The sequence below is a fragment of the Streptomyces sp. BB1-1-1 genome, assembly GCF_031597775.1.
Lineage (GTDB): Bacteria > Actinomycetota > Actinomycetes > Streptomycetales > Streptomycetaceae > Streptomyces > Streptomyces thinghirensis.
Genome location: NZ_CP134203.1, coordinates 1,133,877 through 1,149,174, shown reverse-complemented (window position 1 = coordinate 1,149,174; position 15,298 = coordinate 1,133,877). Strand labels below are relative to the sequence as shown.

General features: G+C 71.3%; 10 protein-coding genes. 7 read left to right on the top strand and 3 right to left on the bottom strand.

The window, feature by feature from the left end; genetic code table 11:
• Nucleotides 1-214: 214 nt before the first annotated feature.
• Both RI578_RS05250 and RI578_RS05245 read left to right on the top strand, forming a co-directional pair.
• Entirely contained in the window at nt 215-1,684 is a 1,470-nt protein-coding gene (locus RI578_RS05250; RefSeq protein ID WP_310869962.1) for an amino acid permease, read from the top strand.
• A gap of 46 nt (nt 1,685-1,730) precedes the next feature.
• Nucleotides 1,731-2,216 carry a macro domain-containing protein gene (locus tag RI578_RS05245; protein ID WP_310869961.1) on the top strand — a complete coding sequence of 162 codons (486 nt, stop codon included), beginning with the start codon at nt 1,731-1,733 and terminating at the stop codon, nt 2,214-2,216.
• A gap of 10 nt (nt 2,217-2,226) precedes the next feature.
• Here the strand turns inward: RI578_RS05245 and RI578_RS05240 are convergent, their stop codons facing one another.
• The gene (locus RI578_RS05240) at nt 2,227-3,726 is read right to left on the bottom strand and encodes a M1 family metallopeptidase (protein ID WP_310869960.1); all 1,500 of its coding nucleotides are present in this window, start codon (nt 3,724-3,726) and stop codon (nt 2,227-2,229) included.
• Between the two features lie 163 nt (nt 3,727-3,889).
• On the opposite strand from RI578_RS05240, the gene RI578_RS05235 reads away from it, so the two are divergent.
• The 3 genes from RI578_RS05235 (at nt 3,890) to RI578_RS05225 (ending at nt 8,936) form a co-directional block, all read left to right on the top strand.
• Nucleotides 3,890-5,845, top strand: a complete 1,956-nt coding sequence (locus RI578_RS05235) for a Xaa-Pro dipeptidyl-peptidase (protein ID WP_310869959.1) — start codon at nt 3,890-3,892, stop codon at nt 5,843-5,845.
• Nucleotides 5,842-7,125 (top strand): M14 family metallocarboxypeptidase, encoded by a 1,284-nt coding sequence (locus tag RI578_RS05230; RefSeq protein WP_310869958.1) that lies wholly within the window; start codon nt 5,842-5,844, stop codon nt 7,123-7,125. The genes RI578_RS05235 and RI578_RS05230 overlap by 4 nt, the downstream gene beginning before the upstream one ends.
• An 80-nt stretch (nt 7,126-7,205) precedes the next feature.
• Complete coding sequence (locus tag RI578_RS05225) at nt 7,206-8,936, top strand: BCCT family transporter (RefSeq protein ID WP_310869957.1); 1,731 nt, start codon at nt 7,206-7,208, stop codon at nt 8,934-8,936.
• 102 nt (nt 8,937-9,038) lie between these two features.
• Here the strand turns inward: RI578_RS05225 and RI578_RS05220 are convergent, their stop codons facing one another.
• The gene (locus RI578_RS05220) at nt 9,039-9,992 is read right to left on the bottom strand and encodes an FAD-dependent oxidoreductase (RefSeq protein ID WP_310869956.1); all 954 of its coding nucleotides are present in this window, start codon (nt 9,990-9,992) and stop codon (nt 9,039-9,041) included.
• Nucleotides 9,993-10,058: 66 nt separating this feature from the next.
• Here RI578_RS05220 and RI578_RS05215 point away from each other — a divergent pair, with 66 nt between their 5' ends.
• Entirely contained in the window at nt 10,059-11,093 is a 1,035-nt protein-coding gene (locus RI578_RS05215) for an oxidoreductase (protein ID WP_310869955.1), read from the top strand.
• Between the two features lie 35 nt (nt 11,094-11,128).
• Nucleotides 11,129-12,772 (top strand): ABC-F family ATP-binding cassette domain-containing protein, encoded by a 1,644-nt coding sequence (locus tag RI578_RS05210; RefSeq protein WP_310869954.1) that lies wholly within the window; start codon nt 11,129-11,131, stop codon nt 12,770-12,772.
• A gap of 113 nt (nt 12,773-12,885) precedes the next feature.
• Here RI578_RS05210 and RI578_RS05205 read toward each other — a convergent pair whose 3' ends face one another.
• On the bottom strand, nt 12,886-15,267 hold the full coding sequence (locus RI578_RS05205; RefSeq protein WP_310869953.1) for a Tex family protein: 2,382 nt from the start codon (nt 15,265-15,267) through the stop codon (nt 12,886-12,888).
• Between the last annotated feature and the right edge of the window lie 31 nt (nt 15,268-15,298).

Sequence of the window (15,298 nt, the reverse complement as noted above, 5' to 3'; positions counted from 1 at the left end):
GCTGTGACACCTCTCCCGCACCATGCGCACCCTGTGGAGACGGCTGACGGATCTTGTGACAAGTCACGCTGTGTGACATGAGACACCGCATGCACACGCAGGGTCGTGGGAAGGTGCTGCCTTGGTCTGTGCCGCGAAGGGTGGTGCGGGCCTTGTCGCTGTACGGACGACCTGGGCGTACCCCGCCCGGGCGCACCAGAGATTGGTACCACCCGTGAGCAAGGACGCCGTCGCCACGGCACAGGCCGCCGCCCACCCCCAGGCGGCCGAACGACCCGCGGACGCGGGTGACGCCGGCTACAGCAAGGACCTCAAGGCCCGCCACGTCAACATGATCGCCATCGGCGGCGCCATCGGCACCGGCCTCTTCCTGGGCGCCGGCGGTCGCCTGCGCGACGCGGGCCCGGCGCTCGCGATCGCCTACCTCGTCGCCGGCGTCTTCGCCTTCTTCGTCGTCAAGGCCCTCGGTGAGCTGGTGCTCTACCGGCCCTCCTCCGGGTCCTTCGTGTCGTACGCGCGTGAGTTCCTCGGCGAGAAGGGCGCCTACGTCGCCGGCTGGATGTACTTCCTGAACTGGTCGACGACCGGCATCGCCGACATCACCGCGATCGCGCTGTACACGCACTACTGGAGCATGTTCACGAGCATCCCCCAATGGGTGCTCGCCCTGATCGCCCTCGCGGTGGTCCTGGCCGTGAACCTGATCTCGGTGAAGATCTTCGGCGAGATGGAGTTCTGGTTCGCGATCGTCAAGGTCGCCACCCTCGTGGCCTTCATGCTGATCGGCATCTTCCTGCTGGCCACCCAGCACGAGGTGGGCGGCCACACCCCGGGCATGAGCATGATCACCGACCACGGCGGCATCCTCCCGCACGGCGCCATGCCCGTCATCCTGGTCATGCAGGGCGTGATCTTCTCCTACGCGGCCCTGGAGCTGGTCGGCGTCGCCGCCGGCGAGACCGCCGAGCCGCACAAGATCGTCCCCCGCGCGGTGAACTCCATCATGTGGCGCGTCGCCCTGTTCTACGTCGGCTCGGTCGTCCTGCTGGCCCTGCTGCTGCCGAGCTCGCTCTACTCGGGCGACGAGAGCCCCTTCGTCACGGTGCTGTCGGGGATCGGCGTCCCGGCCGCCGGTGACGTGATGAACCTCGTCGTCCTCACCGCGGCGATGTCCTCCCTGAACTCCGGCCTGTACTCCACCGGCCGCATCCTGCGCTCGATGGCGATGGCGGGCTCCGCGCCCAAGTTCACCGGCGTGATGAGCCGCAGCCAGGTCCCCTACGGCGGCATCCTGCTGACCTGCGCGGTCTGCGTCCTCGGCGTCGGCCTGAACTTCCTGGTGCCGAACAAGGCCTTCGAGATCGTCCTGAACGTCGCCTCCCTGGGCATCATCAGCACCTGGGTGATCATCATGATCTGCCACCTGGTCTTCGTGCGCCGGGCGCGCGCGGGCCTGGTGGAGCGGCCGCACTTCCGGCTGCCCGGCAGCCCCGTCACGGAGATCGTCACGATTGCCTTCCTGCTGGCCGTGATCGTCCTGATGTGGAACGACGAGGAGGTCGGCCGCAAGACCGTGCTGCTCGTGCCCGTGATCGCGGTGATGCTGGTGGCCGGCTGGTTCGGCGTCCGCCGCCGGGTGGCACAGAACGCCGCCGAGCAGGAGCTTGGCAGCCTCACCAAGTAAGGAGAAGCACCCGGCCACTGTCAGTGGCGGCCTCTACGGTGGCGTCATGTCGGAGATCAGGTATGTCCGGGGTGACGCCACCGTCCCGTCGGTCAAGGGCGTCAAGGTGATCGCCCATGTCTGCAACGACCTCGGCGGCTGGGGCAAGGGCTTCGTCCTGGCCGTCTCGCGCCGCTGGCCGGAGCCGGAGGCTGCCTACCGCGCCTGGCACCGCGACCGCGCGACGAACGACTTCGGACTGGGCGCGGTCCAGTTCGTCCAGGTCGAGCCGTACGTGTGGGTGGCCAACATGATCGGCCAGCGCGGCATGAGGACCGGCAGCAAGGGCGCCCCCGTGCGCTACGAGGCGATCGACACGGCCCTCGGCCGCCTCGCCGGTAAGGCGGCCGAGCTGCAGGCCTCGGTGCACATGCCCCGCATAGGCTGCGGCCTGGCCGGCGGCAAGTGGTCCCGCGTCGAGCCGCTCGTCACCGAGCGGCTCGCGCGGCGAGGCGTCCCCGTGACCGTCTACGACCACGGGGACGCCGCCTGACCCCTGCCTGTCAGTGCCCGTGCTCGTGCACGTCGTTCGTCGCGGCGATCTTCTGCCAGGACCGCGGCCGCGCGGGCACGTCCGACGTCTGCGCGAGGGACGCCGCGCGCGCCGCCGGCGCGTCCGGCTTCGACGGCTGGAACAGCCAGGTGTCGAACAGCGCGGCCAGCGGCTTGCCGGAGACCTCCTCGGCGTACCGCTGGAAGTCGGCGACGGACGCGTTGCCGTGGGCGTACCGAGCGGGCCACCCCTTGAGGATGGCGAAGAAGTCCTCGTCCCCGACCTCGTCGCGCAGCGCGTGGACGGCCAGTGCGCCCCGGTCGTAGACCGCGATGTCGAACTGGTTCTCCGGCCCCGGATCACCGGGCTTCACCGTCCAGAACGGATCGTCGGCCGGGTGCGAGGCGTACGTGTAGTCGGCCAGCTCCCGCGCCGTGCCCTCGCCCTCGTGCTCGGACCACAGCCACTGGGCGTACCGCGCGAAGCCCTCGTTGACCCAGATGTCCTTCCAGCCGCGCACCGAGACCAGGTCGCCGTACCACTGGTGGGCCAGCTCATGGACGACGACGGACACGTTCGACCCGTTCGCGAACTGCCGGGGGCTGTAGAACGGCCTGGTCTGTGTCTCCAGCGCGTACCCGGTGTCCGTGTTCGGCACGTACCCGCCGAGCGCGTTGAACGGATAGGGCCCGAAGTACCCGGCCAGCCAGTCGGCGATCTCCCCGGTCCGCTCCACGCTCGCTCGGGCCGCTCCGTCGTGGGCGCCCAGGTCCTTGCTGTAGGCGTTGACGACCGGAATGCCGCCCTCGGTCGTGCCGGTGGTGAGGTCGAACCTCCCGACCGCGAGTGTGGCCAGATACGTGGCCTGCGGCTTGTCGGACCGCCAGTTCCAGCGGGTCCAGCCGAGCCGTGAGCGCGTCGACTGCAGCGTGCCGTTCGAGATGGCCTGGGTGCCGTCCGGCACCTGCACCGACACGTCGTAGGTGGCCTTGTCGAGCGGGTGGTCGTTGCTGGGGAACCACCACCAGGCCGCCTCGGGCTCGTTGGCGGCGACACCGCCGTCCGGGGTGCGGTGCCAGCTCGTGAAGCCGTACGCCTGCTCCGACGACGGCACGCCGCTGTAGCGGACGACGACGGTGACGGGGGCGCCCTTGCGCAGCGGGCTCTTCGGGGTGATCTCCAGCTCGTGCTCGCCCGAGGTCGTGAACGACGCCTTCGCGCCGTTCACCCGCACCTCGCCGACGTCCAGCAGGAAGTCCAGGTTGAACCGTGACAGGTCCTCGGTGGTGCGGGCCAGGATCGTCGCCGTTCCCTCCAGCCGGTCCGTGTCCGGCCGGTACTTGAGGCGCAGGTCGTAGTGGGAGACGTCGTATCCGCCGTTGCCGTAGGCCGGGTAGTAGGGGTCGCCGATGCCCGGAGCGCCGGGGGAGTGGGCCGCCGCCGACGCCGGGATCGCCAGCATGAGGGAGGCGGCGCCGAGTGCGCCCGGCACGATGATTCTGCGGTGCACGAAAGCTCCAAGTCGTAGGGGCACGAAGTCTGTTCGGAGCCTATTCAGCCGCTGTGCGCACGGTCATGTCCACGGTCGCCCCTGTCACACGATCGCCATTCGGCCGTCATGAGACACACGTTGCCCTCTTCTGCGCGGGAGTTGACCGATGTACCGTCCGCGCATGCCGATACGCATGCGCTTCACGATCTGGAGACCGCTCGCGACGGCGGCCACGGCCGCTCTCATGGCAACCCTTCTCACGCCCGCCGCGACAGCCCACCCCGCGACCCCGCGACAGAGCGAACCTGTTCACTCCTACGACGACGCCATCCGCGAGGCCGTCTGGGTGGACACCGGGTACGACGGGGACGGCGACGGCGAGGACGACCGCGTCGCCGTCGACATCGTCCGCCCCCGGGAACCCGCCCAACAGGGCCGGAAGATCCCCGTCATCATGGACGCCAGCCCGTACTACTCGTGCTGCGGGCGCGGCAACGAGAGCCAGAAGAAGACGTACGACGCCGACGGCGACGTCGACGGGATGCCGCTGTACTACGACAACTACTTCGTGCCGCGCGGTTACGCCTTCGTCGGCGTCGACCTGGCCGGCACCAACCGCTCCGACGGCTGCGTCGACGTCGGCGGACGCTCCGACGTCCAGTCCGCGAAGGCCGTCGTCGACTGGCTGAACGGCCGCGCGAAGGCGTACACCAGCCGCACCGGCGGCGAGCGCGCCAAGGCGACCTGGACCAACGGCAGGACCGGCATGATCGGCAAGAGCTGGGACGGCACCATAGCCAACGGCGTCGCCGCCACCGGCGTCGAGGGCCTGGAGACCATCGTCCCGATCGCCGCCATCTCCTCCTGGTACGACTACTACTTCAGCCAGGGCGCCCCGCTCTACGGCTCCGGCCCCGACTGGCTGTCCGACTACGTCAACAGCCCCGACGCCCGCGACCGGTGCGACGCCGTCCAGCAGAAGCTCGTCGACGGCGCCCCGCGCACCGGCGACTGGACGCGGCTGTGGACCGAGCGCGACTACGTCAAGGCCGCGAGCCAGGTGAAGGCGAGCGTCTTCCTGATCCACGGCATGCAGGACCTCAACGTCCGCATGCAGCACGTCGGCCCGTGGTGGAACGCCCTCGCCAAGAACGGCGTCGACCGCAAGATCTGGCTCTCCCAGACCGGCCACGTCGACCCCTTCGACTTCCGCCGCGCCGAGTGGGTCGACACCCTGCACCGCTGGTTCGACCACGAACTCCTCGGCTACGACAACGGCATCGACCGCGAGCCCATGGCCGACATCGAACGCCGGCCCGAGCAGTGGGAGACGTCGAAGACCTGGCCGCCGCGTTCCACCGCCACCACGACGCTGCGCCCCGCCGACGGCGCGCGACCGGGCGTCGGCACCCTCGGCCTGCGCCGGGACCGCGGCACCGAGACGTTCACCGACGACCCCGCGCTGAACGAGACGGACTGGGCCGCGCACATCGACGAGCCGACCCCGGGCAAGGCCGGGTTCGTCACCGGCCCGCTCACCCGCGACCTGCGCCTGTCCGGCGCCTCCGAGGTCACCGTCACCGCGCGGTCCAGCACCCCGACGGCCCACCTCTCCGCCGTACTCGTCGACCTCGGCCCCGACACCATCCGCGACTACGCCGACCGCGGCGAGGGCATCACCACCCGCACCGACCGCACCTGTTGGGGCCCGAGCACCCCGGGCGACAGCTCCTGCTACCTGGAGACGGCGGCCAAGACCACCGACGTGGACTACACGGTCGTCAGCCGAGGCTGGGCCGACCTCGGCAACCACGCGTCCAAGTGGCGGGGACGCCCGCTCACTCCGGGCAAGGCCTACACCATCACCCTCGACCTGGCGGCCACCGACCACGTCGTCCCGGCCGGCCACCGCCTCGCGCTGATCGTCGCGGGCACCGACAAGGACCTCATCGACCCGCCCGCCGACACGCCGACCCTCACCGTGGACCTCTCGCGCACATCGGCACGCGTACCGTTCGTCGGCGGCACCGCCGCGTTCGCCGAGGCCACCGCCGGTACGGCGACCGCCGCCCCCGCGCCCCTCGACGGCGTGACCGCGCCGCACACGACCCACCGCGTTCCGAAGGGAGCCCGATGAACCGCCTGCGCGCCCTCACCGTGACCACCGCGGCCCTCGCCGCGTCCCTCCTCACCGCGCCGGCCCACGCCGCCGGCACCGCACACGACCCGCCCCGCACCGGCTTCGAGAAGACGCACGGCGCCCGCTGGACCAGCCAGCCCGAGGAGCAGGCGCTGCTGGCCGCCGCCGACCGGGCGAGCGGCCGGGTCACCGTCGACCGCATCGGCACCACGAAACAGGACCGCCCCCTCCAGCTCGTGACGATCGGCAGGCACTCCGCCCCGAACAAGGTGCTCCTCGTGTGCAGCCAGCACGGCGACGAGCCCTCCGGCCGCGAGGCCTGCCTGTCCACCGTCCGGGACCTGGCCTACGCGACGGACCGGCGGACCAGGCGGTTCCTGGACCGCACCACCGTGCTGGTCGTGCCCACCGCCAACCCCGACGGCCGGGCCGCCGACACCCGCGGCAACAGCGACGGCGTCGACATCAACCGCGACCACCTCGCCCTGAAGACGGCCGAGGCCCGCGCCCTGGCCGCCGTCGTCCGCGACCGGCGCCCCGACGTCCTCTACGACCTGCACGAGTACGGCGCCACACCCCCGTACTACGACAAGGACCTCTTCGACCTCTGGCCCCGCAACCTCAACACCCACACCCGGGTCCACGACGAGGCCCGCACCCTGTCCGGGGCGTACGTCCGCCCCGCCGCCGAGCGGGCCGGCCACTCGACCGGTACGTACGGCATCTGGACCGACCCGGTCACCGGCGACCCGATCAAGCAGACCGCCGGCGACGGCCAGGAACGCATCCTGCGGAACATGTCCGGCGTGAAACACTCGGTCGGCCTCCTCATCGAGAGCCGCGTCGACGCGCTCACCGACGCCGAGCGCGAGGACGAGGCCCTGAACAACCGGCGCCGGGTGAACTCGCAGCTCGCGGCCCTGGACGGCATGTTCCGCTACGCGGACCAGCGGCGCGGACGCGTCGAGACGGCCACCGCGGTCGCCCGGTGGTCCGGCCTGGCCGACACCGGACCCGTCTACCTCGGCGGCGCGGACAACGACCCGGCCGAGCCCACCGAGGTGATCGAGGACCCGCCCTGCGGCTACCGGCTCACTTCCGACCAGTACACGGACCTGAAGGACGAACTCGCACTGCACGGTGTACAAACGCGTCCGACCGGGGAGAAGGGCGCCTACGTACCGCTGCGCCAGCCGCTGCGCGCCCTCGTGCCGCTGCTCCTGGACGAGCGTGCGACGTACCACTTGACGGCAGGTGAACCCGACACCCGCTGCTGAAGAGGTGAGTTCTGCGTCGCACGTGGTAAGGGCGTAGCAGAGGATTGTTTTCAGCCTCACCGACTTGAAAGGTGCCGCCTGTGACGCAGGACCGACCGAGCGACAAGGAACATCACGAAAGAGGCACACTGCCGGGTTCGGAAGCGGGCCTGCCGGGGCAGGAGCACAAGCCCCGGACCGACCGCGTCGTCTTCGGCGTCACCGCGGCCCTGACCCTCGCGTTCGTCGTCTGGGGCGCGGCCGGCACGGACTCGCTGGAGGACGCCTCCGGCAGCATGCTCAGTGGCCTGATGCACAACGGCGGCTGGGCGTTCGTGCTGGCCGCCTCCGGGTTCGTCGTCTTCGCCCTCTGGCTCGCGGCCAGCCGCTACGGCCGCATCCACCTCGGCGCCGAGGGCGAGAAGCCCGAGTTCCGCACGGTGTCGTGGGTCGCCATGATGTTCAGCGCGGGCATGGGCATCGGTCTGATGTTCTGGGGCGTGAGCGAGCCGCTGGCGCACTTCGACACCGCCCCGCCCGGCAGCAGCCCCGCCGACACCGGCGACCGCATGGCGACGGCCATGGCCACGACCTTGTTCCACTGGACGCTCCACCCCTGGGCGATCTACGCGGTGGTCGGCCTCGGCATCGCCTACAGCACCTTCCGCAGGCGCCGCCGGCAGACCATCAGCGCCGTGTTCACCCCGCTCATCGGTGAGAAGCACGCCAACGGCGTGAGCGGCCGGGTCATCGACATCCTCGCCATCATCGCGACGGTCTTCGGTTCCGCGGCCTCGCTCGGCCTCGGTGCCCTGCAGATCGGCTCCGGCGTCGAGAAGCTCGACTGGATGGACAAGGTCAGCACCGGGCTGCTGGTCGGCATCATCGCGGTGCTGACCGTGGCGTTCGTGGCCTCCGCGATCTCCGGCGTCGAGAAGGGCATCCAGTGGCTGTCCAACACCAACATGGTGCTGGCCCTGCTCCTGGTCGTGTTCGTGTTCGTCGCGGGTCCGACCATCCTCATCCTCGACCTGCTGCCGACCTCGATCTTCACCTATCTCGGCGACCTGCCCGAGATGGCTGGCCGCACCGAGATCAGCGGTGGCGAGGGGGTCGCCGACTGGCTGGGCAGCTGGACCGTCTTCTACTGGGCGTGGTGGATCTCCTGGACGCCCTTCGTCGGCATGTTCATCGCCCGCATCAGCCGGGGCCGGACCATCCGCCAGTTCATCGGCGGCGTCATCCTCGTCCCCAGCACCGTCAGCCTGATCTGGTTCGCGATCTTCGGCGGTTCGGCGATGAGGCTCCAGGAGCAGAACCGGCTCGGCGACGAGACGACCCCCGAAGGCCGGCTCTTCGCGGTGCTGCAGGAGTACCCGATCGCCACCGTCACCAGCCTGCTGGTGATGGTCCTCGTCGGCATCTTCTTCGTCTCGGGCGCCGACGCGGCCTCCATCGTGATGGGCACCCTCTCGCAGAAGGGCGCGCTCGAACCCAGCCGCTGGGTGGTCGTGTTCTGGGGCGTGGTGACCGGCGCGGTCGCCGCCATCATGCTCCTGGTGGGCAGCGGCGAGGGAGACGCGCTCACCGGTCTGCAGAACCTGACGATCCTCGCGGCGGCGCCCTTCGTCATCGTGATGATCTTCATGTGTATCGCCCTGATGCGCGACTTGCGCCGTGACCCCTTGATGGTGCGCGGCGAGATGGCCTCCGAAGCCGTCGAGCTGGCCGTCATCGAGGGCCACAAGAAGTACGAGGGCGACTTCGAGATCCGCATCGGCCCGGGCCCCGGCACGGACGTGGAGGGCGACCCGATCGGCAAGCACCACTGACCGGCACGGAGTCGCTCGGTGGGGAAACGGAAAGGGGCCGGCACGCACCCGCGTGCCGGCCCCTTCCCCGTCTGAACGCGCGCCGCCCGGACCGCGGCACGGTCAGCGGGAGGCCAGCTCGGCCGCCTCCCGCGCGCAGCCCCAGGCCACGGTGACGCCCGCGCCGCCGTGGCCGTAGTTGTGCACCAGCGGCCGCCCGTCCGGCAGCCGCTCACGCTCCAGCCGCACCGCGTCCCGGGCCGGCCGCAGCCCCACCAGGTGCCCGAGCACCCGCGCCCCGGCGATCTCGGGCCGCAGCGCCGCGCACCGCCGTACGATCGCCTCCGCGACCGCCGGGTCCGGCTCGGCCGACCAGGCGTCCTCCTCGGCCGTGCCGCCCAGGACCAGCCGGCCGGGCTGCGGGAAGAAGTACGCCATCTCCCCGGAGACGGGATCGGTGGAGACCATCCAGACCCGGATGCCGGGGTTCTCCACGACGACCAGCTGCCCGCGCACCGGACGCACGGACGCGTCCGGCACCAGCTCCCGGGCGCCCAGCCCCGTGCAGTTGACCACCACCGGCGCCTCGGCCTCCGCCAGATCGGCCACCGCGCGCGTCTCCACGACACCGCCCGCCGACACCAGCCGCTTCCGCAGCCACGACAGGTGAGTCGACATGTCGATGAGCGGCAGCCGCGCCCACAGCCCCGACCCGCCGTACTCCTCCGCGGTCGCCGCCCGCAGTCCCGGCAGCCGTGCGGCCGCCCAGGTGTCCACCTCGTCCAGGCCGGCCTCGCCCAGCACCCCTTCGACCATGCGTACGCCGCTCTCCCCGGGCCGCGCCGCCAGCTCCTCGTAGACGTCCAGGGAGCGCAGCGCCCACGACCGTGCCAGCGCGACCGGCTCGATGCGGTACGGCCACCACAGCGCCCCCGCGACCGCCGAGGTGGTCCGCTCGACGGGCTCCCGCGTCCACAGCCGCACCCGCCTGCCGCGCTCGGCGAGAACGACGGCCGTCGTCAGCCCGACCACCCCGCCGCCGACCACGACGACTTCGTCATCCAGTTCGGTCTCCACACCGGGACGTTAGCGGAATGCCCCATGCCGTGCGCAGAGCGGTCGCACCCCGGGAATACTCACCGCATGGCTGCCGAGTACGCGACCTTCGCTCTGGCCCCGGCGATGCGCGCCGGCGGCGTCCGGGCCGACGGTGACTACCAGGTCCACCGCGACTTCATGGACTTCGTCGTCGACGGACGTCCCCTGCTGTTCCGCCTCTCCGACCTGGACGCCGTCTCCCCGCTCGCCTCCGACGTGCCTCCCGCGATCCTCACCGCACAGGTCCGCAGCCTGCTCCTGGAGACCGACGCGCCCCTGCCCGGCGGCCGCTACGTCGTCTACGCCTGCCCCGAGTGCGAGGACCTCGCCTGCGGTGCGGTGACCGCCGTGATCCGGCGGGACGGCGACGACTTCGTCTGGCGGGACTTCGCCTGGCAGACCGGCGAACAGGCCGACCTGGAGTTCAACGGCTACCACGGCATCGGCCCGTACCGCTTCCCCGGCGCCGAGTACCGCGCCGCCCTCGCCGCCCTGCTCGACGGCGGCTCCGCGCACACCCGACGCAGGGTCCTGCTGATCGGCGACCGCGTCGCCCTGCTCGCCAGGCTCGTCGCCGCGCTGCGCACCATCGGCATCGGCGCCGACATCACCCACGACGCCGGTGACGTGACGGCCGACGAACTGCGTGCCTACGGCGCCGTCGCCTTCGGCCGCGCGGTCGCCGAGGAGGAGCGGACGGCCGTACGCCGTGCCTTCGCGAACGCCGGGGTGGACGTGTCCTGCGTCGACGGCCTCGCCCCGATCGTCCCGCTGCTCGTCGCCCAGATCGAGAACGCCCTGGACCGCGGCCCGGCCGAGCGGCGCAGGCTGACCCGCCTGACGGCGACCGGCACCGCGGCCGACGTCGAGGTCACCTCGACCTGCCGGGTACGGCTCACCGCGTACCGACTGGACCGCCTGCACCGCGTCCACACCCACGAGGTCTTCGACGGCGTACTCGAACCGGGCGGCCACCGCGTCGACCTGGACGCGAGGACGGTGAAGGGGGAGTCGTTCGTGGTGGCGCGGGCGCCGGGAAGCGTGCTGGTGGCCGCGGTGACGCACGGGAAACCCGGCTGAGCGGGCACTGGACCACCGCTAAAATCGGCGGTCTGATGACTGCCACCCTCGTCGCCAAGAACCTCGCCGCCGGCCACGGCGACCGCTCCCTGTTCACCGGGCTCGACCTCGTCGTCGCGCCCGGCGACGTGATCGGACTCGTCGGAGCCAACGGCGCGGGCAAGTCCACCCTCCTGCGGATGCTCGCCGGACTGACCGCCCCGGAACAGGGCGAGCTGCGCCTGTCCCCGCCGACCGCCACCGTCGGCCACCTTCCGCAGGAGCCCGAGCGCCGCCCCGGCGAGACGATCCGGGCGTTCCTGGCCCGCCGCACCGGCGTCACCGAGGCGCAGCGCACCATGGACGAGGCCACCCAGGCACTGGTCGACGGCGCTCCCGGCGCCGACGACGCCTACGCGACCAGCCTGGAGCGCTGGCTGGCCCTCGGCGGCGCCGACCTCGACGACCGTGCGGCGGAGACCGCCGACGCACTGGGCCTGACGGTCGACCTGGACCAGCCGATGACGTCCCTGTCGGGCGGCCAGGCGGCGCGCGCCGGACTCGCCTCCCTCGTCCTCTCCCGCTACGACGTCTTCCTGCTCGACGAGCCGACCAACGACCTCGACCTGGACGGCCTGGAGCGCCTCGAACGCTTCGTGACCGGCCTGCGCGCCGGCACCGTCGTCGTCAGCCACGACCGCGAGTTCCTCACCCGCACCGTCACCAAGGTCCTCGAACTCGACCTCGCCCAGCGGCAGATCAACCTCTACGGCGGCGGCTACGAGGCCTACCTGGAGGAACGCGAGGTGGCCCGCCGGCACGCCCGCGACGAGTACGAGGAGTACGCCGACAAGCGGGCCTCCCTCCAGGACCGGGCCCAGACGCAGCGCTCCTGGATGGACAAGGGCGTCAAGAACGCCCGGCGCAAGGCGGGCAACGACAACGACAAGATCGGCCGCAAGTTCCGCAGCGAGGCCAGCGAGAAGCAGGCCGCCAAGGCCCGCCAGACCCAGCGCATGATCGAACGCCTGGACGTCGTCGAGGAACCCCGCAAGGAGTGGGACCTGCGCATGGAGATCGCCTCGGCGCCACGCTCGGGCGCGGTGGTCGCCACCCTGCGCGACGCCGAGGTCCGGCGCGGCGACTTCGTCCTCGGCCCGGTCTCCCTCCAGATCGACTGGGCGGACCGGGTGGCGGTGACGGGAGCGAACGGCGCGGGCAAGTCCACGCTGCTCGCCGCCCTCCTGGGCCGTGTCCCGCTGGACGCCGGACACGCGGCGCTCGGCTCCGGCGTCCTGCTCGGCGAGGTCGACCAGGCCCGCAAGCTGTTCTACGGCCCCGAGGCCCTGCTCGACGCCTTCCGCTCGGCCACGCCGGACACGGAACCGGCCGAGATCCGCACCCTCCTGGCCAAGTTCGCCCTCAAGGCGGACCACGTCATGCGCCCGGCGTCGACCCTCTCACCGGGCGAACGCACGAGGGCGGCCCTGGCCCTCCTCCAGGGCAGAGGCGTCAACCTCCTGATCCTGGACGAGCCGACCAACCACCTCGACCTGCCGGCCATCGAACAACTGGAATCGGCCCTGGACGCCTACGAGGGCACGCTCCTCCTGATCACCCACGACCGCCGCATGCTGGACGCGGTCAGGGTGACGAGACGCCTGGAGGTCACGGACGGCAAGGTAGTGGAGCGTACGTAGCTGCCCCCCTCCGCAGCTGCGGGCAGTCGTGCCGCTGGGGCGGCACGGGTGGGCGCAGCGGCACCGGCAAGCGCCGGCCCGCGCACCCACCCCCCAGCTACAACACCGCGCGCCTACGCCAACCCGGCCCGCCGCAACGCGTCAGCCATCGCGTCGTTGGACGGAGCAGGCGCCGACGACCGCCCCTTGCCGCCACCACCACCGCCGGAGGCCTGCCGCTGCTGCCGCTGCCTCGGCGGCTTCCCCCCACGCTCCCGCTTCTGCTCCCCGGGCGAACCCTGCCCACCCTGCGGAGCAGCCTCGTCGTCCAGCCGCAACGTCAACGAGATCCGCTTCCGCGGAATGTCGACGTCCATCACCTTCACCTTCACGATGTCCCCGGGCTTCACCACATCCCGCGGATCCTTCACGAACGTCTTGGACATGGCCGACACATGCACCAGCCCGTCCTGGTGCACACCGACGTCCACGAACGCACCGAAGGCCGCGACATTCGTCACGACACCCTCCAGGACCATCCCGGCGGACAGGTCGGAGATCTTCTCCACGCCCTCCTTGAAGGTGGCCGTCTTGAAGGCGGGCCGCGGGTCGCGCCCCGGCTTCTCCAGCTCCCTCAGAATGTCCGTGACCGTCGGCAGACCGAACGTCTCGTTCACGAACTCCGCCGGCTCGAGCGACCGCAGCACGGACGTGTTGCCGATCAGGCCGGCCACCTCCTGCCCGGCGGTCTTCACCATCCGGCGCACCACCGGGTACGCCTCGGGGTGCACGCTGGACGCGTCCAGCGGGTCGCTGCCGCCCCGGATCCGCAGGAAGCCCGCGCACTGCTCGTACGCCTTGGGGCCGAGGCGCGAGACCTTCTTCAGCTCGGTCCGCGACGTGAACGGCCCGTTCGCGTCCCGGTGCGCCACGATGTTCTCGGCGAGACCGGAGGTGACGCCGGACACGCGGGCGAGCAGCGGCGCGGACGCCGTGTTGACGTCCACGCCCACGCCGTTCACACAGTCCTCGACCACCGCGTCCAGCGAGCGCGACAGCTTCACCTCGGACAGGTCGTGCTGGTACTGGCCGACGCCGATCGACTTCGGGTCGATCTTCACCAGCTCGGCCAGCGGGTCCTGGAGCCGCCGGGCGATCGACACCGCGCCGCGCAGCGAGACGTCCATGTCCGGCAGCTCCTGGGAGGCGAAGGCGGAGGCCGAGTACACGGAGGCACCGGCCTCGGACACCATCACCTTGGTCAGCTTCAACTCCGGGTGCTTGGTGATCAGTTCACCGGCGAGCTTGTCGGTCTCGCGGGACGCCGTGCCGTTGCCGATGGCGACCAGTTCGACCGCGTGCTCCTTGGCGAGCCGCGCCAGCTTGGCGATCGCCTCGTCCCACCGGTTGGCGGGGACGTGCGGATGGATCACGTCCGTGGCCACGACCTTGCCGGTCGCGTCGACCACGGCGACCTTCACGCCCGTACGGAAGCCCGGGTCCAGGCCGAGCGTCGCGCGCGTGCCCGCCGGGGCGGCCAGCAGCAGATCGCGGAGGTTCGCGGCGAAGACGTTCACCGCCTCGTCCTCGGCGGCCGTGCGCAGCCGCAGCCGCAGGTCGATGCCGAGGTGCACCAGGATGCGGGTGCGCCAGGCCCAGCGGACCGTGTCCGTGAGCCACTTGTCGCCGGCCCGGCCGCGGTCGGCGATCCCGAAGCGGCTCGCGACGATCCCCTCGTACGACGACGGTCCGTCGGTGGCCTCCTCGGGCTCCAGGACGAGGTCGAGCACGTCCTCCTTCTCGCCGCGCAGCATCGCGAGGATCCGGTGCGAGGGCAGGTCTGTGAACGGCTCGGCGAAGTCGAAGTAGTCGGCGAACTTGGCGCCGGCCTCCTCCTTGCCCTCCTTCACCTTGGCGGCGAGCCGCCCGCGCACCCACATCCGCTCCCGCAGCTCGCCGATCAGGTCGGCGTCCTCCGAGAACTTCTCCGTGAGGATCGACCGCGCTCCGTCCAGGGCGGCCTGGGGGTCCGCCACGCCCTTGTCGGCGTCGACGAACGCGGAGGCCGCGGCGACCGGGTCCACGGACGGGTCGCCGAGCAGGCCCTCGGCCAGCGGCTCCAGACCCGCCTCACGCGCGATCTGCGCCTTGGTACGCCGCTTGGGCTTGTACGGCAGGTAGATGTCCTCCAGGCGGGCCTTGGTCTCCGCCCCGCGGATGCGCGCCTCGAGCTCCTCGGTGAGCTTGCCCTGCTCGCGTACCGAGTCGAGGATCGCCGTACGCCGCTCCTCCAGCTCCCGCAGATAACGCAGCCGCTCCTCGAGCGTGCGCAGCTGCGCGTCGTCGAGCATCTCGGTCGCTTCCTTGCGGTAGCGGGCGATGAAGGGCACCGTGGAGCCGCCGTCGAGCAGCTCCACCGCGGCCTTCACCTGCCGCTCCCGTACGCCGAGTTCCTCGGCGATCCTGCTCTCGATGGACCTCACGTCGATGGACGCGCTGGACCCGGGTGTCGTCACGATCCCGTACCGCCTTCTCACAGAGGTTGCG